Genomic DNA, 17,313 nt, shown 5'->3' with positions numbered 1-17,313 from the left:
AACCAGTGAAAGTATCATTGTTTATCACATGCCTTGCAGATGTCTTTTATTCAAACGTAGGAAAAAACACGGTCGAACTTCTTGAAAAGCAAGGGTGCGAGGTTGATTTTCCGGCTGCACAAACGTGCTGCGGCCAGCCCGCTTATAACAGCGGCTATCATAAAGAAACGCGTGAAGTCGCCAAGCATATGATCTCGGTATTTGAGGCCTCAGATTATGTTGTCGGTCCATCAGGCTCATGTGTGGCGATGCTGCATGAGTATGAGGAGCTTTTCAAGGAGGATTTTCTCTGGAGAGACCGGGCCCGGCAATTATCTAAGAAATCCTATGAACTGACGCAGTTTTTAATAGAGGTTCTGAAAATAGAAGATGTAAAAGCGAGCCTTCCTGCACATGCGACGTATCACAAATCCTGTCACATGACCCGCCTTCTCGGCGTGAAAGACGCACCGGACAAGCTGCTGCAGCATGTTGACGGCCTTGAAGTGACGCCACTTCCAAACAGCCAGGACTGCTGCGGATTTGGAGGTACATTTTCGGTGAAAATGGTTCCGATTTCAGAACAGATGGTGGATGAGAAAGTCACTCATATTCAGGAAACCGGCGCTGATGTTCTGATTGGAGCTGATTGCGGCTGTCTGATGAACATCGGCGGAAGAATCAACCGAAAAGGCATTCCTATTAAAGTCATGCACATAGCTGAAGTGCTGAACAGCGGGGTGAAGTGAAATGCCGATGAAAATAGGCAATGACTCCTTTTTCAATCGGGTTGAAAGCGGCGTCAATAATCCGTTTATGAGAAAAGCGGTCGCTTCTGCCCAGGAGAGGATGCAGGGGCGGAGGCTGCAGGCAACAGAAGAGCTCGGCAACTGGGAAGAATGGAGAAAACTTGGTGAAGAGATCCGCACACATACTCTTCAAAATCTTGACTTCTATTTAGAGCAATTGAGCGAGAATGTATCAAAAAGGGGAGGTCACGTATTTTTTGCTTCTACGAAAGAAGAAGCAAACGAATATGTGACTAAAATAGCCCGAGAAAAAAAGGCAAAAAAAATCGTGAAGTCCAAATCCATGGTCACAGAGGAAATTCATCTGAATGAAGCGCTTGAAAAAGCAGGGTGCGAGGTTATTGAGACGGACCTCGGAGAATACATCCTGCAGCTTGATGATCATGATCCGCCTTCGCATATTGTTGTGCCTGCCCTGCACAAAAACAAGGAACAAATCCGTGATACCTTTAAAGAAAAACGGGGATACGACAAAACCGAGCTTCCTGAAGAGCTTGCCCTGTTTGCAAGAGAACAGCTTCGGAAGGATTTCCTGAGCGCAGATCTTGGAATTACAGGATGCAATTTCGCCGTGGCGGAATCAGGATCTATCTGTCTTGTCACTAACGAAGGAAATGCCGGCCTTGTCACGGCACTGCCGAAAACACAGATTACCGTCATGGGAATGGAGCGGATTGTCCCGACTTTTGAGGAGCTGGATGTGCTTGTGAGTCTCCTTTGCCGCAGTGCTGTCGGTCAAAAACTGACGAGCTACATCACGAATTTGACAGGGCCAAGAGATGACGGTGATGCCGACGGACCTGAGGAGTTTCACCTTGTGATTGTCGATAACGGCAGATCTGCTATTCTCGGCACCGAGTTTCAGAGTGCGCTTCACTGCATAAGATGCGCGGCATGTGTCAATGTATGCCCGGTTTACCGCCATATTGGAGGGCATTCGTATGGATCGATTTATGCAGGCCCGATTGGAGCTGTCCTGTCGCCGCTGCTCGGAGGGTACGACGATTATAAGGAACTTCCATATGCTTCCTCGCTTTGTGCAGCCTGCACGGATGCCTGTCCTGTGAAAATACCGCTGCATGAGCTATTAATCAAACATAGAAGAAAAATGGTAGAAGAGGACGGCAGATCCGCGTTCGGCGAAAAACTTGCGATGAAAGGCTATCAGCTAGCCGCAAGTTCTCCGGGCATTTACAGCGCGGGTACGAAATCCGCATCTGCTGTTATGTCTCCATTTACAAGCTCGGGCATGGTCAAAAAAGGCCCGGGTCCAATCAAGCCGTGGACGGATGTGAGAGATTTCCCGGCACCAAGCAAAGAAAGATTCAGAGATTGGATGAAAAAGAGGGAGGAGAAACGTGATGAAAACAGGCACCATTGAAAATCGGAACTCTTTCCTTGAAAATGTTGCAGCAAAGCTTGGCAGAAGCAGAAGATCGTCCGGAGTTGCGAAACCGGACTGGCAGACGAATCCCCAATGGGATGTATATCGAAACAGCAGCCAAGAAGAGCTTGCGGACGTTTTGAAAAAACAATGTTTGCTTATTCATACGCAGTATATTGAAACGGACACAGCAGGTCTTTCAGAAAAAGTGCTGCATGTCATTAATGACTACGGTGCAAAGTCGGCAGTTATTCCGAAGGATTCTCGCTTTGGATCATTGGGCGACTACATGGCTTTGTGGAAGGAGAAGGGAATCAGCGTTCATGAATGGAACCATGAACTTGGTGACGAAAACATCACTGCGTGCGAACGCGCAGACATCGGGATTGCTTTCAGCGATCTAACGCTTGCTGAATCCGGAACAGTTGTCCAGTTCAGCAGCAGAGATAAAGGCAGGTCGATTCATCTTCTGCCAAAGACCTATTTATGTATTGTGCCCCTGAGCACACTTGTACCAAGACTGACTCAAGCCGCTGAACATATACGCAACCTCCTGAAAAACGGGGAGCATTTAGCATCATGCGCAGACTTTATTACCGGTCCGAGCAACAGTGCGGATATTGAACTCAATTTAATTGTTGGTGTGCACGGACCCATTAAAGCATCCTATATTGTCGTCACAGATCTGTAAAAATGAACCCCCGACTGCTTGGGCAGACGGGGGTTTACTGTTTTTTCAGCAGACAGCTTAAATTTTCCAAACCCGGAATAGAGAAAAACTTGGCTGTGTTTTTTATATAATATTAAAATCTACATACATATCAGCAGCAGTTACGTAAGACTTTGTTTTATGATGCACTAATAACTTCCAAGATATTAATGCAAAAATTATCACATAAAACCGCCATTTCATTCATAAATCAAATACTAATGAGTGAAAAGTCCGTCACTAAATTGAAAGGAGTGCGGATTGCTGAAGCAATCTTTTTTACCCGTTATAAGTCCGATTTTACTGTTCAGGTGTCACTCTGCCAACTATTTCTCCAATTTATTGTCGTGAAAAGAAATGAGGGATTGACATGTTCGGAAATGTCCTTGTCACAGGCGGAGCAGGCTTTCTCGGTTCACAGCTTGTAAAAACACTGCTTCCAACTTCAGATCACTTATTTATTATGGACAATCTGTCTGCGGGTTCGCTGTCATCCATCCCTGAGTCAAATCAAATCACCTTTTATAATGCATGTATAACGGATGAAAATGTGCTGGATGAAATTCTTCCTAAAGTGGACTATATTTTTCATTTTGCCTGCACAAATCTTGTCTTTTCTGGGGAAAACATTTTTTCCGATTTTCACACAAACGCCGTTGGGGGATTCACACTTTTAAGAAAGTCAAAAGAATTATCCTCGCAGCTGAAGAGGTTTGTTTATGCATCTACAGCCTATGTATACGGAAATGCCGAGATTCTTCCTACTCCTGAAACCTATTACAATATTAAACTGCCTTATTCAGCAAGCAAGTTTACAGTCGAGCATTATTGCGACGTATATTTTAATATGTATCAATTGCCTGTCACAACTCTCCGCTTTTCAAATGTTTACGGTCCTGGTCAGCAGATATCAAATCCATATTGCGGAGTTATTGCTAAATTTATCGATGCAGCCAAAAACGATCACTCATTTGAAATATTCGGAGATGGAAAGCAGACCGGTGACTTTACGTATATTGAGGATGCAATGGATGCGACAATTCTAGCTGCTGTATCAGATGTTGCACTTGGTGAAAAATATAATGTTGGTTCAGGTACAGAAACAAGTATTTTACAACTGGCAGCGAATATAAAAAAAGCAGCAGCAAAAGACAGACTCGGTAATACGTTTGTACCTGATCGAAGGGGAGATGCCGTCCAAAGAAGATGCATTCATACTGGGAAAATAGAAAGGGAACTTGGATGGAAAAACCGGCATTCTCTGCTAGATGGCCTTGCAAAAACGTATGAATGGCGAACGGATCATGAGGAATAAATCTAATTTGAAAAAAAACTCGGAAAATAAACAAAGAAAAAAAGCCTGTGAGGGCTTTTTTCTTTGTTTAGAACAATTTAGGAAGTCCTGTGAAGAGTGAATACCCTCCCATGATCGCCATGGCAACAACAATTAAAGCGCCAAAAATAGTCAGCCAGACAGGGTGTTTGTAATCACCGACCAGCTTTACTTTATGAGCCGCAACCAGCATGACGCCAAGGGCAAGAGGCAGGATTAATCCGTTCAGGGAACCGGCTAAAATCAGGATTTTTACCGGCTGGCCGATGCTGACAAATACGGCAGTTGAAATGGCAATAAAACCGACAATAAACCATTTGTGGTATTTTTCAATAACAGGGCTGAATGTCCGGATGAAGGATACGGATGTATAAGCTGCGCCGACGACAGATGTGACGGCTGCTGCCCACATGATGACACCGAAGATTTTGTAGCCCACGTTGCCTGCAGCATATTTAAAGACAGATGCAGGAGGGTTTGCAGGATCCAGCTGAAGCCCTTGAGAAACGATGCCAAGTGTCGCAAGGAAAAGGAAAACCCTCATCAGGGACGCAATCCCGATGGCAGAGACCGAGCTCTTTGTTACTTGAGGAAGAGCAGCTCTTCCTTTAATTCCGGCTTCTAAAAGACGGTGTCCTCCGGCAAACGTTATGTATCCTCCGACCGTTCCGCCGACAAGTGTTACAATGGCTAGAAAATCGATTTCATCAGGCACAAACGTTTTAACGGCTGCTTCTCCGACCGGCGGCTGTGCAGAAAACATCACATATACAGTGAGGGCAATCATGATAAAGCCCATTGCCTGAGCGAACCGGTCCATCACTTTCCCCGCTTCTTTAACCAGAAAAATACCGATGGCAACAATTCCGCTGAGCAGGGCGCCGAGTTCAGGCGAAACGCCGAAGATGACGTTTGTTCCAAGTCCCGCACCGCCGATATTCCCGATATTAAAAGCAAGTCCGCCAAGAACGATCAAAATGGCAAGAAACGTTCCAAGACCTGGAAGGACGGCATTCGCGATTTCCTGTGCGGGTTTTTCTGATACCGCAATAATTCTCCAGATGTTAAGCTGAGCCCCAATATCAATTAAGATGGACATTAAAATGACAAAACCAAAGCTTGCGGCAAGGGCCTGTGTAAAATGGGTGGTCTGAGTTAAAAAGCCTGGTCCTATGGCAGATGTCGCCATCAGGAATGCAGCTCCAAGAAGCAGGCTGAAATTCGATTGTTGTTTCATCGCTGTACCTCCAGAATCTTATGTTAATACGTCTAATGTGGAAAGAATCCTGATGCCCGACTCAGAAAGTCTTGCGTTTATGTAGCGTGCAAATTCAAGTGCATGTGTACCGTCACCGTGAATGCAGATTGTATCAGCTTTCAGGGATACGGTATTTCCAGCAGCAGAAATCACAGTGCCGTCCTGAACCATTTGGATGACCTGATCTGCAGCTGATTGATGATTTGTTATAAGTGCTTGTGGATTTTTTCTAGAAGTAAGAGTGCCGTCATCTTGATAGGTCCTGTCAGCGAAGACTTCATTTGCCGTCTTCAGCCCGATTCTTTCTCCGGCTTTTACAAGCTCGCTTCCTGAAAGTCCGTAAAGAATAAGCTCAGGATTTACTTTGTAAACAGCTTCAGCGATCGCCTCAGAAATAGGGCGGTCTACAGATGCCATGTTATAAAGTGCCCCGTGGGGCTTAACATGATGCATTCTTCCGCCTTCTGAAGCGGTAAAAGCAGCAAGCGATCCGATTTGATAGACGACGAGATCATAAATTTCCTGCGGCGTTAAATCCATGTTTCTTCTTCCAAAACCCGCAAGGTCCTGAAAACCGGGATGAGCTCCAATTGCCACGTTTTTTTTAAGTGCAAGCTGCACAGTCTTTCTCATAGTGGAGGGATCACCTGCATGAAAACCGCATGCTATGTTAGCAGAAGTGATAAATTCAAGTATGTCTTCATCGCTTCCGATGGTGTATGCACCAAAGCTTTCTCCCATGTCGCAGTTAATATCTACTTTCCGCATAGTCTCATCTCCCGGCATGTAATTTCAGATGCAGTCCTTCTTTAAAATGATGAAGCATTTTTTCTCTTTCGAGCAATTGCTTCTGGGCTTCATCTATAGAAATTTCTTTAAAGTGAATAGAATCTCCAGGCTTTAACTGGGCGAGGTACGGAAGATCAATGGATGCTGCCTGGCCGATTTTCGCATAGCCTCCGGTCGTTTGCCTGTCTGCAAGCAGGATAATTGGATTTCCATCTGACGGAACCTGGATGGTACCGAAGCTAACGGCTTCAGAAATCATTTCTTCTTTTTTCTGGAGGCTGAGTTTCGGACCTTCCAGTCGGTAGCCCATCCTGTCTGACTGCGGCGTGATTTTGAACGGTTCAGAAAACAGTGCTTTTTTGCTTTCTTCTGAAAAATCGCCGTATTGTCTTCCTTTCAGCAGCTGTACTTTTTCTTCTTCTCTGACGAAAGGATGAAATTCCGGAGAAACGGACCAGTGAAGTTCTGTATAAGGCTCTCTTTTCTGAAGCTGTGAGAACCAGAAGTCAGCAAACGGTGACCTTCCGCCGATTTCAATCACATCTCCGGTTTCCAGTGCTCTGCCGTCAACACCGCCGATTCCGGCTCTTAAATAAGTTGATTTGCTTCCCATGATTTTTGGTGTAAGATAACCGCCTGCAGCAGCAAGGTAAGCTCTGCAGCCCTTTTTTACATGTCCAAAAGAGAGAATGCTTCCTTTTCTGATTAAAACGGGTCTCCACATTTTTACGGGCCTGCTGTCAATGGTCGGGGAAAAATCTCCGCCGCATATACTGATCAGTGCATCGTCCTGAAACTCAAACCGCGCGCCGATCATCGTCATTTCAATGACAGCCTCATGTTCATCATTTCCAACAAGGAGATTAGCAATCCGGTGGGAGAGGGTATCCATAGATCCACTTACAATGACTCCGTATTTTTGATAGCCGTAGCGTCCGATGTCCTGCACGGTTGTGAGGAGACCCGGCTTTTTAACAAGCATGGTCATGGTCTCTTCTCCTCCTTGAATTGTTCAGCTGTAATAGGCTTAAATGTAATTATATCTCCAGCTTTTAGTAGACTCGGAGATTCACTTTCAGGCTGAAAAAGCGGGAGGGGAGTCTGTCCGATAAGCTGCCATCCTCCTGGCGTTTCAATCGGATAAATGCCTGTTTGATTTCCTGCAATTCCTACTGATCCTGCAGGAATCTTCGATCTGGGCGTATCTTTTCTCGGTGCGGCAATTTTTTCTGACATCCCGCCGATGTAGGGAAAACCAGGAGCGAAGCCGATCATGTAGACTAAATATTCTGTTCCTGAGTGAATCCTGATGACTTCATCCTGAGTCAGGCTGTTATGTTCTGCAACGAATGCCAGATCAGGGCCAAACTCGCCTCCGTAGCAAACAGGGATTTCTACCTTTCTTCCATCAGCGGGTTGCAGCGTGCTTACGTTTCTTAATGTTTCTGTTATGTAGTCTTTTACCGTTTCATGGGGAAGTGCTTTTTTCGTATGGCTGAACACTTTGACAGGGTCATAAAGGATGGCAACCGTAGTAAAAGCAGGAATGCACTCAATCATCCAGTCGGGCGATTTTTTTTCAAAGAATGAGAACACCTGCTGAACGTGCTCGTGCACTTTTTGATCAATCGTTTTTCCAAACTCAATGACCACCGTACTGTCTCCCATATGATTCACTGTATAATCCATTTCTGCACCTCCTGAAGTCTTTTTTTGCAGATGTCATTCATCTTATAATAAGAAAGGGAACATTTCAAATGTACCGTTGTAAGTGAGTTTGACAAAAGTGGCTCTGTGGCATACATTATAAGTAGCTTTTATTCTTATTTTCCATACCATCATCCTCAAAAAGGGGTTTTGTTATATGTTAGGTGCCGTTCTTAACTAATCCGTAATTTCATACGGTCTTTCATGCGCCGGCGCGCAAATTTTTACAATTTGCTGTGCTTCTTTAAGTATGCGCAAGAAGGATAAGTTAAGAACAAATCATAGCATATGAGAGGGATCTGCTCAGGGGCTGTGTCTATTTGCACAGTTTTTTCTTTTTTCCAGTAAAGGATGAGAGCAGTATGGAAAATGAAAGCATTCCATTAACCATTTCAGCCGCAATGAACAGGTTTGTTCATTGCGGCTTTTTGTGTTCATTTACTATTTGGAGGTTAACCCATTGAATCAGCATACATTTGACATTTTAAATTATGAAACAATTAAGGAAACAGCCGCTGCTTTTGCGATGACAGAGTCAGGGAGAAAAAGAATCAGGAGTCTGCAGCCGCTGTTTCATGCAAAGCAAATCCGCGCGCTGCTTGCGGAAACGGATGAAGCCTGCGCCATTTTGGAAAAGAGCTCAAGTGTGCCGGTTTCAGGTCTTGAAGGGATAGAAGGAATCACAGGCATGCTGCATAAAGGAACACCTTTCCGGCCTCACCATTTGACGCAGCTTCTTGCCTTCATTGAAGATTGTCTGAAAATGAAAAGATTTATGAAAGATAAAGAAACGCTCGCACCTAGAGTGGCTTCTTATGTATACGGAATTGAGGAACTCCCGGATTTGGCTGCTGAGATTACCCGCTGCATCCGAAACGGTATGGTGGATGATCTTGCTAGTAAAGACCTTTTAAAAATAAGAAAGCAGCTATCAATCGCACTTGACAGACTGAAAGAAAAACTGAACAGCATGGTGAAATCGCCAAAATACAAAACCTACTTGCAGGACAGCACGATCAGTGAACGCGGAGGGAGGCTGTGTCTTTCGGTAAAAAGGGAATACAAAGGAAAAATAAAGGGGGCGATTCTGGATACATCTGCATCAGGATCAACCATCTATCTTGAACCTGAGGAGGCAGGAGCCCTGCAGGATCACATTGATTTATTAACAGCGCAGGAAGAAATCGAAACAGAGAAGGTACTGAGCTACTTAACAGGACTTGCAGAAGCAAGTGAAAAAGAGCTGCTGCAGTCCATTGAAGTCATGGTGCATTATGACTCTCTGTTTGCCAAAGCAAAGTACAGCAGATCAATAGACGGGGCATCTCCGACTATTCATGAAGAAAAGGGGATTTCTCTCATTCGTGCAAAACATCCCCTGCTTGGCTCTGGTGCTGTTCCCCTTACAATTGAAATAGGGAGTGAATTCCAGTCTCTCGTAATCACGGGTCCGAACACGGGCGGTAAAACGGTCGTTCTTAAAACCGTCGGCCTGCTCGTTTTAATGGCTCAGTCGGGCTTTCACATCCCTGCAGAAAAAGGCAGTTCAGTCGGAATCTGCAGACAGATTCTGCTTGATATCGGGGACGGGCAGAGCATAGAACAGAACTTGAGCACATTCAGCTCCCACATGACCAATATCATTTCAATTTTAAAGCAGACAAACGAATACACACTTGTTCTGCTTGATGAGCTTGGTTCAGGTACAGACCCGGGAGAGGGAATGGGCCTTGCGCAGGTCATCCTGGAGAAAATTCATCAAAAAGGCGCAACATTGCTTGCGACAACGCACTACAGCGAAATAAAAGAATTTGCTGACAGTACAGATGGATTTATGAATGGATCTATGGAATTTGATCTGGAGACTCTTAAACCCACCTACCGCTTGAAAATCGGCCAGGGGGGAGAAAGCCAGGCATTTTCCATCGCACTCCGCCTCGGCATGCATCCTGAGCTGATTGAAAAAGCCCATCAGATCACATACAAGGAAGAGAAAAAGTATGCAAAGGAAAGCTATGATCTTTTAGAACGCAAAGAGCTTGAAAAGCAAATGTCCGTCCTGAAGCACAGGCCGAAGCGTATAAAAAAGGATGAACCTGTTCATGAAACCTACAGTCAGGGAGACAACGTACAGATTAAAGCAACAGGGGACTACGCAATCGTTCACAGCGGCCCTGATAAAGCCGGTAACTACATCGTCTTTGTAAAGGGGGAAAAACAAACCATAAACCACAAACGCATTCAGCTCCACATTGCCGCAAGCGAGCTGTATCCGGAAGATTATGATTTCGACATCCTGTTTGAAAGTGCAGAAAACCGGAAAAAAGCCGCGCAAATGAAAAAGCGGCATTCGGATGTGACTATTTTCAGGGAGGAGTGAGGTTGCTGGATTGGAGGAGAGGAGGAGTGCTGTAAAATGTTTAACAGCACAAACTCTGATCAATGGAGTCACATATGTGCTGCAAACTCTGGATAGCAGCACATACTCAGGTGAGTGATGTGGACTTAGTGCTGCAAAGTCAGGTTATCAGCACAAACTCGGTTGAACGAAGTCAGCTTAGTGCTGCAAACTCTGGTTAACAACATAAACTAGGTTAAGCGAAGTCGACTTAGTGTTACAAAATCAGTTTAACAGCACAAACTCAGTTCAATATAGTCACGAAAGTGCCGCAATCTCCTGCATACACCCAGAACTCCACAGCAGCTTTCAAATAAAAAGAAGAGGGGCATCATTGCCCCTCTTCTTCCATTTCCTCTTTATCTTCATCAATGACATCGCTGTCAGTTTCTTCGTTTACTTCTTCTTCCATTTCATTATCCATTTCATCCTGTTCGCTCTCGCTGCATGCGGCAAGTCCGCTTAGCATGATGGCGAGAGTCATTCCTGCAGCTAGTCCTTTTTTCTTCCAGTTCATTGGAGTTCCTCCTAAATTTGTTGTTTGTACTCTCCTTTTACCCTGGATGATCTTTCCTAAACAGCCTTTTTATTGAAGCATGTATAATGGAATGCCAGAGAGCGGTTTCCATTATGGTTCATTTGTCAGGGCATCGGCAGCAAGGAGAGCTCCCGTTGCCTGCAGATATCCCCCAAACCAGCCGAGTGCCCGGCCTCTTTGTGATAATTCTTTTAAAAAATACACGCCGCTTATGGCATCAATGACCGCGCCTCCCGCTATCAGCAAATATCCTGCGGTCAGCTGTTCTCTAAAGAGGCGGTCCTGGGCGGACGACGAAGCAATGGCTTCTGTCGCGGCACCGATTGACTGAACAGCATTTCCAAGCACATCAAGCTGATACCCTTCCTGCAGGTCACCTGACAGGAGGGGGATTCTCGCTGCAGCATTGGCGGTATTTCCTGCGGACTGGACCCAAGCACCAAGAGCACTTAAACGATTGGCGGGATCACCGGATCTGACAGCTGCCTGAAGAGCGTTGCCGGATGCTTCAACGGCGTTTCCTGCTCCCGTTGCTCTAAGTGCAGCCTGCTCAGCACCGGTAAGTGCGATGGTTTCACGGGAAGCATTCAGCATGGTGCCGGCTACAATCAGCCAGGCGCCGAAAACATCAAGGCTCTTTTTTTCTTCATTCATGCCATCACCTCATTCCGGACACAATTACTGTATTCTATGAAAAATCCCTCGGTTGTTGAGTAAGAAATTTATCTGCCGCACGTAAACATCATTTTCAGCTTCATGATTTTATACATAAATGCAGCGTTGCGGCCTTTCTCCGTTTCCCGGTTCATTTTTGGGCGGAGGCATTCAACAAAAGCGCGATCACAATCACAGGATGAACGCCCGCTGTCGAGGCACAGGTCGTGCTTCTGACAGCATGCATCCACATCGTTGATCGGCATACCCGGTCCGCTGCACCCTGGGCCGCACCATCTGTATTCCGGAAAAATACAGCGCGGTCTTCTTTGTCTTTTTCTTTGGTTAGACACGTCATCACCATCTCCAATCTAGTGTTTCTATAACTATTCATATGAAAATCTGCACCTGCAAGCATTGGCGATCATCACGCTTTTAAAAAATGAAATGAAAAAGAGTTCGTTTGCTGAATGGCAAAGTGGGTAATATAAAAACGTATGTGCATCAGAGATTCAGCGAAGAAAGGGGAATAAGCCTGTGTCTGAGCAGAGAGTCCAGCTCCACGAATTCAACAATCTGACGAAATCGCTAAGCTTTAACATGTATGACATTTGCTATACGAAAACAAAAGAAGAACGGGAAGCCTACATAAACTATATAGACGAGCAGTATAATGCCGAACGGCTGACGAAGATTCTAAAGAATGTGACAGATATTATCGGCGCTCATGTACTGAATATTGCCCAGCAGAATTATGTGCCTCAGGGTGCAAGTGTGACCATTCTTGTATCTGAAGGACCTGTCGTCGAAGTGCCTGAAGAGTCCTATGCCGAATCTCCGGGACCGCTGCCTGATTCTGTGGTCATGCAGCTTGATAAGAGCCACATAACGGTTCATACGTATCCTGAATATCATCCGAATGAAGGAATCAGTACCTTCAGAGCAGATATAGACGTATCTACTTGCGGAGAAATCTCACCGTTGAAAGCCCTGAACTACCTGATCCATTCGTTTGATACGGATATTATGACAATGGATTACCGGGTCAGAGGGTTCACGCGCGACATCAATGGAGAAAAGCTGTTTATCGACCATGACATTAATTCCATTCAGAACTACATACCCCAATCGGTAAAAGAGGCGTACGACATGATCGACGTGAACGTGTATCCCCAGAATATTTTTCATACGAAATGCAAACTGAAGGAGTTTGACCTGAACAACTATTTGTTCGGCTATACGAAGGACAAGCTGACGAAAAACGAACGGAACGAAATAACGGACAGACTGAAAATTGAAATGGATGAAATCTTTTACGGGAAAAATATGAAGCCGTTTAAAGGTTGATTTTTCAGGGGTTTCCTAAAAAGGAGACCCCTTTCTGCTTTTCAATTACAGGCTGTTGGATTATCATTAGGACAAAGTATGGCAGGGAATGGGGGGACAAGCATGAAGCCAGTAACGGAAACCAGAAGCATCATAAAACTGGCCCGCGGCAATGCGGCTCAGGTAGAAGATGAGATTGTGACGGAATATCCCCTCACTGTTAAACTGAACGGGGAAGAGGCTGTCACAATGGTCAGCTCTCCAGAATATCTCGAAGATATGGTGATTGGCTATTTGGCATCTGAAGGCTTTATTTCAAAGCTTGAAGACATCAAGGAAATATGGATTCAGGAAAAAGAGGGATTTGCCCATGTCACCCTTTCAAAAGAGAACAGCTTCATCCATATGCAGAACAAACGCTATCTTACATCGTGCTGCGGCATGAGCAGGCCGGGCTTTGTTTTTGTAAACGATGCCAGAGTCGTAAAACCTCTCAAACAGACTACAGCGATTCATGCGGATGCGTGCTTTTCCCTGATGAATGAACTGCAGCGCACTGCGGACATATTTCAAAGTACAGGAGGCGTTCATAATGCAGCGCTTTGCGACGAAAACGGCATAATCGTAAGCAGAATGGATATCGGCAGGCACAATGCCCTTGATAAGCTGTACGGCTATTGTTTAAAAAACGCAATCAGCACGAGAGGGAAAATTCTTGTTTTCAGCGGAAGAATATCCTCTGAAATTCTTCTCAAAACCGCAAAAATAGGCTGTGAAATTGTGCTTTCAAAATCAGCACCAACAACGCTTGCACTGAATCTGGCAGAGGAACTTGGCATCACAGCGGTAGGGTTTATCCGGAACAGTTCATTAAATATATATACGCATTCCAATAGAATCAAGATTTCATAGAAAGGAGGAAAAGAGATGATCCTGGATTCATTGGACAGGCCGTTAAGAGATTTGCGCATTTCTGTTACAGACAGATGTAATTTCCGCTGCAGCTACTGTATGCCGGAGCATCTTTTCGGAAGTGATTATCCTTTTTTGTCATCCGACCGCATTCTCTCATTTGAAGAGATTCATAGACTGGCTGAGATCTTTGCTTCTCTCGGTACGAAGAAAATCCGCCTTACGGGAGGCGAGCCTCTGCTCAGGAGAGAACTTCCGGTCTTGATTGCCATGCTCAGAAATGTCGACGGAATAGAGGACATCGGACTGACCACAAACGGATCTTTGTTGAAAACGTTTGCCTCTGAGCTTGCTGAAGCCGGGTTAAAGAGAGTAACCGTGAGTCTTGACGCGCTGGATCCTGAGCTCTTTTTTTCCATGAACGGCAAGAGAGGCGAAGCAGCCCAGGTGCTAAGAGGAATTGAGGCAGCGGCAGAAACCGGACTTTCGGTGAAAATAAACATGGTTGTCCAAAAAGGTGTAAATGAGACGGAGATTCTGCCCATGGCCTCTTTTTTTAAAGAAAAAGGACACACGCTGAGGTTCATCGAATATATGGATGTCGGCAATGCAAACGGGTGGGAGCTCTCCCACGTGACATCAAAGCAGGAAATAATCAAGATCATTGATGCAAAATTCCCTCTAAAGGCTGTACCGCCGGCATATCCGGGCGAGGTTGCCTCAAGGTACGAATACATGGACGGTTCCGGTGAGATCGGCGTCATTTCATCTGTAACGGATTCCTTTTGTTCATCATGCTCGAGGGCCAGGATTTCAGCTGAGGGAACTCTTTACACATGCCTCTTTGCTTCAAGAGGGCATGACTTAAGATCATTGCTTCGTTCAGATATGGATGACGCAATGCTAAAAGCAGAGATTGCGAACGTTTGGAATCTCCGCCATGACCGTTACTCAGATGAACGGATGAATACGAAAGAAGCCAGACAAAAGGTTGAAATGTCACATATAGGAGGGTAGCCATGATTGAAATAAGAACCCCGATCCCAGTCTCGGAAGCTGTAAATCTAGTGATGGGACATGCCGTTTGCGGCAGCGCGGAGCATATTCCTCTTGAGGAGTCTTATGGCCGATTTCTTGCACAAGATCTCGTTGCAGAACATGATGTTCCGCCGTTTGACCGTTCCCCCTATGATGGATATGCTGTCAGATCTATTGATACGGCAGGACTCTCAGGAGAAAAGAGAGCAGTCTTTCAAGTTGTCAGAGAAATCGGTGCCGGATCTGTCTTTGAAGGAAGTATCGGATACATGCAGGCAGTAAGAATTATGACTGGCGCAAAGCTCCCTGAAGGGGCTGATGCCGTTGTTATGCTTGAGCTGACAAAACCGCTTGCCGGGTCAAAAGTGGAATTAAAGAGAGAGATGAAACCAGGCGAAAATATTTCCTTCCGGGGAGAAGACACCAGGAGCGGTACAGTACTAGCTGAAAAAGGCTCTTTTATTACACCTGGATTATCAGCCCTTCTGGCAGCGTTCGGGTATGCAGAGGTTCCTGCTGCTAAAAAACCGGTTATAGGCGTTCTTGCAACAGGGAGTGAGCTTCTGAACCCTGATGAACCCCTCGAGGACGGGAAAATCCGCAACAGCAATACATATATGCTCCTCTCCCAAATTGAACGGGCAGGAGGAGTACCTCTTTACCTCGGCAAATTCAGCGATGACCTTAATCAGTGCACAGAGGCCGTTCAGCACGCGCTCGCAAAAGTAGATGTGCTGCTGACGACAGGCGGAGTTTCTGTCGGTGACTATGATTATTTGCCTGATATATATAAAAGAATCGGCGCATCTGTCCTCTTTAATAAAATCGCCATGAGACCAGGAAGCGTAACGACGGTGGCTGAACATCGCGGGAAGCTCCTCTTTGGTCTTTCGGGAAATCCTTCAGCCTGTTTCGTCGGTTTTGAAATGTTTGTAAGGCCTGTGATCAGGTTCTGCTGCTTCAGCAGCCGACCCCACATCAGAAAAGAAAAGGCCGTTTTGGGCTCTGATTTTGAGAAGGCAAATCCCTTTACAAGGTTTGTCCGCGGAACCATCGTCTATGAAGACGGAGTGATAAAAGCGGTGCCATCAGGATTCGACAAGTCAAGCGCCGTATCTTCGCTGGCAGATGCAAATGCCCTGATTGTCCTTCCGGGCGGAACGAGAGGGTACAAAGCAGGAATGAAGGCGGACATTCTTTTACTTGACGATCAAAAAGGAAGTGAACGCCAGTGGGAAAACACCGCGCCATCCTTCAGATAGCAGGTTTTCAGAATTCGGGAAAGACGGCTGTGATGGAAAAGCTGATTAAGAGAGCGCAGCGTGAATCTCTTAAAACCGGCACCATCAAGCATCACGGCCACGGCGGAGCGCCAGATAAGGCGTTGATGGAAAAGGACAGCGGAAAGCATTTAGAGGCAGGCTCAAAGCTTGCAGGAGTTGAGGGAGGCGGCGTTCTTCAGCTGTCGCTAGGTTCTGGATCATGGACGCTTGAAGAACTGCTGAACATTTACAGCCTGCTTGATTTGGATCTAATTTTAATTGAAGGCTATAAACATGCACCGTATCCTAAAGCCGTCTGCATACGGACCGAACGAGACCTAAGTCTTCTTGAACTGAATGGAATCGTTTGCGTTATTGCAGATAAGAAGGAAATGGTTCAAACCAGCGTGCCTGTTTTCAGTTTTCATGATGAGGAACACCTCTACTTGGAATTTTTAGTGAAGGTTGTGAAAAAACAATATGAATCAGAGTCTATTTGAACTGACAGAAAAGCCGATATCAGCAGAAGATACAGCAAACAAAGTAGCAAACCGAAATGCCGGTGCAATCACCATTTTTATCGGGACGGTTCGCGAAATGACAAATGGAAAGAGAACGTTGTATCTTGAATACCAGGCATATAAGCCGATGGCGGAAAAAATGCTCATGCAAATCGGAAAAGAAATAAGTGAAAAGTGGCCGGGAACGGCAGCTGCCATTACCCACAGAACAGGCAGGCTTGAAATTTCCGAAGCAGCTGTCGTCATTGCCGTTTCATCGCCTCACCGAAAGGCCGCCTATGAAGCCAATGAATACGCGATTGAACGGATTAAAGAAATTGTCCCTATTTGGAAAAAAGAGCATTGGGATGACGGCACGGAATGGATCGGGAACCAGCTGCAAACGGAATCCTATCCGGAAGGCAAACCCGGGAAAGGAGAGCTCGCATGATTACTATTCTTCTTTTCGCCCATCTTGGGGACCAGGCCGGAAAAAGCACCGTTCAGATTCAGGCTGCCGGCATGACGGCAGGTGAAATGAAAGAGTCTATCTCTGAAACCTACAAGCTTAAGGGCATTCATACGGCGATGATCGCAGTGAATGAAGAATTTGCAGATGAAAGCACCGTGCTGAAAGACGGAGATACGGTGGCCTTTATACCGCCTGTGAGCGGCGGATAAACCCGGGAACATGCCCGGGTTTTGTTTACCTTTGTT

The 17,313-nt window shown here is 45.7% G+C and carries 19 protein-coding genes; 12 read left to right on the top strand and 7 right to left on the bottom strand.

The window, feature by feature from the left end; all coding sequences use genetic code 11:
* The first annotated feature begins 5 nt into the window (after nt 1-5).
* The 4 genes from JOJ89_RS10455 (at nt 6) to JOJ89_RS10440 (ending at nt 4,196) form a co-directional block, all read left to right on the top strand.
* Complete coding sequence (locus JOJ89_RS10455; protein WP_203287217.1) at nt 6-728, top strand: (Fe-S)-binding protein; 723 nt, start codon at nt 6-8, stop codon at nt 726-728.
* 1 nt (nt 729) lies between these two features.
* Entirely contained in the window at nt 730-2,169 is a 1,440-nt protein-coding gene (locus JOJ89_RS10450; protein WP_203287215.1) for a LutB/LldF family L-lactate oxidation iron-sulfur protein, read from the top strand.
* Nucleotides 2,150-2,863 (top strand): LutC/YkgG family protein, encoded by a 714-nt coding sequence (locus JOJ89_RS10445; RefSeq protein WP_203290312.1) that lies wholly within the window; start codon nt 2,150-2,152, stop codon nt 2,861-2,863. The genes JOJ89_RS10450 and JOJ89_RS10445 overlap by 20 nt, the downstream gene beginning before the upstream one ends.
* A 388-nt stretch (nt 2,864-3,251) precedes the next feature.
* Nucleotides 3,252-4,196: an NAD-dependent epimerase/dehydratase family protein gene (locus JOJ89_RS10440; RefSeq protein WP_203287213.1), complete on the top strand. Its 945-nt coding sequence runs from the start codon at nt 3,252-3,254 to the stop codon at nt 4,194-4,196.
* A gap of 67 nt (nt 4,197-4,263) precedes the next feature.
* On the opposite strand, the gene JOJ89_RS10435 is transcribed toward JOJ89_RS10440, so the two are convergent.
* The 4 genes from JOJ89_RS10435 to pxpB are packed head-to-tail and all read right to left on the bottom strand — an operon-like array spanning nt 4,264 to nt 7,950.
* The gene (locus JOJ89_RS10435; RefSeq protein ID WP_203287211.1) at nt 4,264-5,451 is read right to left on the bottom strand and encodes an NRAMP family divalent metal transporter; all 1,188 of its coding nucleotides are present in this window, start codon (nt 5,449-5,451) and stop codon (nt 4,264-4,266) included.
* 18 nt (nt 5,452-5,469) lie between these two features.
* Nucleotides 5,470-6,240, bottom strand: coding sequence for a LamB/YcsF family protein (locus tag JOJ89_RS10430; protein ID WP_029280970.1), 771 nt, complete (start codon nt 6,238-6,240; stop codon nt 5,470-5,472).
* 4 nt (nt 6,241-6,244) lie between these two features.
* Nucleotides 6,245-7,249 (bottom strand): 5-oxoprolinase subunit C family protein, encoded by a 1,005-nt coding sequence (locus JOJ89_RS10425; RefSeq protein WP_203290223.1) that lies wholly within the window; start codon nt 7,247-7,249, stop codon nt 6,245-6,247.
* The gene (gene pxpB / locus JOJ89_RS10420) at nt 7,246-7,950 is read right to left on the bottom strand and encodes a 5-oxoprolinase subunit PxpB (protein ID WP_203290222.1); all 705 of its coding nucleotides are present in this window, start codon (nt 7,948-7,950) and stop codon (nt 7,246-7,248) included. Before pxpB ends, JOJ89_RS10425 begins: the two co-directional genes overlap by 4 nt.
* 478 nt (nt 7,951-8,428) lie before the next feature.
* Here pxpB and JOJ89_RS10415 point away from each other — a divergent pair, with 478 nt between their 5' ends.
* Nucleotides 8,429-10,348 (top strand): endonuclease MutS2, encoded by a 1,920-nt coding sequence (locus JOJ89_RS10415; protein WP_242524685.1) that lies wholly within the window; start codon nt 8,429-8,431, stop codon nt 10,346-10,348.
* Nucleotides 10,349-10,697: 349 nt separating this feature from the next.
* Here JOJ89_RS10415 and JOJ89_RS10410 read toward each other — a convergent pair whose 3' ends face one another.
* The 3 genes from JOJ89_RS10410 to JOJ89_RS21345 form a co-directional block, all read right to left on the bottom strand.
* Nucleotides 10,698-10,883: a hypothetical protein gene (locus tag JOJ89_RS10410; protein ID WP_203290221.1), complete on the bottom strand. Its 186-nt coding sequence runs from the start codon at nt 10,881-10,883 to the stop codon at nt 10,698-10,700.
* Nucleotides 10,884-10,994: 111 nt separating this feature from the next.
* Complete coding sequence (locus tag JOJ89_RS10405) at nt 10,995-11,558, bottom strand: DUF6944 family repetitive protein (RefSeq protein ID WP_203290220.1); 564 nt, start codon at nt 11,556-11,558, stop codon at nt 10,995-10,997.
* 151 nt (nt 11,559-11,709) lie between these two features.
* Nucleotides 11,710-11,916 (bottom strand): hypothetical protein, encoded by a 207-nt coding sequence (locus tag JOJ89_RS21345; protein ID WP_203290219.1) that lies wholly within the window; start codon nt 11,914-11,916, stop codon nt 11,710-11,712.
* A 179-nt stretch (nt 11,917-12,095) separates the two neighbouring features.
* Between JOJ89_RS21345 and speD the strand changes: the two genes are divergently transcribed.
* From speD to moaD, 7 genes are all read left to right on the top strand, one after another.
* Entirely contained in the window at nt 12,096-12,905 is an 810-nt protein-coding gene (gene speD, locus JOJ89_RS10395) for an adenosylmethionine decarboxylase (RefSeq protein WP_029280978.1), read from the top strand.
* 102 nt (nt 12,906-13,007) lie between these two features.
* Entirely contained in the window at nt 13,008-13,796 is a 789-nt protein-coding gene (fdhD, locus tag JOJ89_RS10390) for a formate dehydrogenase accessory sulfurtransferase FdhD (RefSeq protein ID WP_029280980.1), read from the top strand.
* 15 nt (nt 13,797-13,811) lie between these two features.
* On the top strand, nt 13,812-14,813 hold the full coding sequence (gene moaA / locus JOJ89_RS10385; RefSeq protein WP_203290218.1) for a GTP 3',8-cyclase MoaA: 1,002 nt from the start codon (nt 13,812-13,814) through the stop codon (nt 14,811-14,813).
* A gap of 5 nt (nt 14,814-14,818) precedes the next feature.
* The gene (locus tag JOJ89_RS10380; protein ID WP_277987886.1) at nt 14,819-16,096 is read left to right on the top strand and encodes a molybdopterin molybdotransferase MoeA; all 1,278 of its coding nucleotides are present in this window, start codon (nt 14,819-14,821) and stop codon (nt 16,094-16,096) included.
* Entirely contained in the window at nt 16,066-16,596 is a 531-nt protein-coding gene (mobB, locus tag JOJ89_RS10375) for a molybdopterin-guanine dinucleotide biosynthesis protein B (RefSeq protein WP_242524684.1), read from the top strand. Before JOJ89_RS10380 ends, mobB begins: the two co-directional genes overlap by 31 nt.
* Nucleotides 16,577-17,047, top strand: a complete 471-nt coding sequence (locus JOJ89_RS10370; RefSeq protein ID WP_203290216.1) for a molybdenum cofactor biosynthesis protein MoaE — start codon at nt 16,577-16,579, stop codon at nt 17,045-17,047. The genes mobB and JOJ89_RS10370 overlap by 20 nt, the downstream gene beginning before the upstream one ends.
* Nucleotides 17,044-17,277 (top strand): molybdopterin converting factor subunit 1, encoded by a 234-nt coding sequence (gene moaD, locus JOJ89_RS10365; RefSeq protein ID WP_029280990.1) that lies wholly within the window; start codon nt 17,044-17,046, stop codon nt 17,275-17,277. Before JOJ89_RS10370 ends, moaD begins: the two co-directional genes overlap by 4 nt.
* Nucleotides 17,278-17,313: the final 36 nt, after the last annotated feature.

The sequence above is a fragment of the Metabacillus sp. cB07 genome, assembly GCF_016839225.1.
Lineage (GTDB): Bacteria > Bacillota > Bacilli > Bacillales > Bacillaceae > Bacillus_P > Bacillus_P indicus.
The sequence above is the reverse complement of the archived record's forward strand: the minus strand, read 5'-3'. Positions and strand labels throughout refer to the sequence as shown.

What these genes read in the sequence shown, in the direction of transcription:
- moaD (WP_029280990.1), top strand. Translation starts at nt 17,044, where the DNA reads ATGATTACTATTCTTCTTTTCGCCCATCTTGGGGACCAGGCCGGAAAA.
- JOJ89_RS10435 (WP_203287211.1), bottom strand. Translation starts at nt 5,451, where the DNA reads ATGAAACAACAATCGAATTTCAGCCTGCTTCTTGGAGCTGCATTCCTG.
- JOJ89_RS10405 (WP_203290220.1), bottom strand. Translation starts at nt 11,558, where the DNA reads ATGAATGAAGAAAAAAAGAGCCTTGATGTTTTCGGCGCCTGGCTGATT.
- JOJ89_RS10430 (WP_029280970.1), bottom strand. Translation starts at nt 6,240, where the DNA reads ATGCGGAAAGTAGATATTAACTGCGACATGGGAGAAAGCTTTGGTGCA.
- JOJ89_RS10410 (WP_203290221.1), bottom strand. Translation starts at nt 10,883, where the DNA reads ATGAACTGGAAGAAAAAAGGACTAGCTGCAGGAATGACTCTCGCCATC.
- fdhD (WP_029280980.1), top strand. Translation starts at nt 13,008, where the DNA reads ATGAAGCCAGTAACGGAAACCAGAAGCATCATAAAACTGGCCCGCGGC.
- moaA (WP_203290218.1), top strand. Translation starts at nt 13,812, where the DNA reads ATGATCCTGGATTCATTGGACAGGCCGTTAAGAGATTTGCGCATTTCT.
- JOJ89_RS10370 (WP_203290216.1), top strand. Translation starts at nt 16,577, where the DNA reads ATGAATCAGAGTCTATTTGAACTGACAGAAAAGCCGATATCAGCAGAA.
- JOJ89_RS10445 (WP_203290312.1), top strand. Translation starts at nt 2,150, where the DNA reads ATGAAAACAGGCACCATTGAAAATCGGAACTCTTTCCTTGAAAATGTT.
- JOJ89_RS21345 (WP_203290219.1), bottom strand. Translation starts at nt 11,916, where the DNA reads ATGACGTGTCTAACCAAAGAAAAAGACAAAGAAGACCGCGCTGTATTT.
- JOJ89_RS10440 (WP_203287213.1), top strand. Translation starts at nt 3,252, where the DNA reads ATGTTCGGAAATGTCCTTGTCACAGGCGGAGCAGGCTTTCTCGGTTCA.
- JOJ89_RS10450 (WP_203287215.1), top strand. Translation starts at nt 730, where the DNA reads ATGCCGATGAAAATAGGCAATGACTCCTTTTTCAATCGGGTTGAAAGC.
- pxpB (WP_203290222.1), bottom strand. Translation starts at nt 7,950, where the DNA reads ATGGATTATACAGTGAATCATATGGGAGACAGTACGGTGGTCATTGAG.
- JOJ89_RS10425 (WP_203290223.1), bottom strand. Translation starts at nt 7,249, where the DNA reads ATGACCATGCTTGTTAAAAAGCCGGGTCTCCTCACAACCGTGCAGGAC.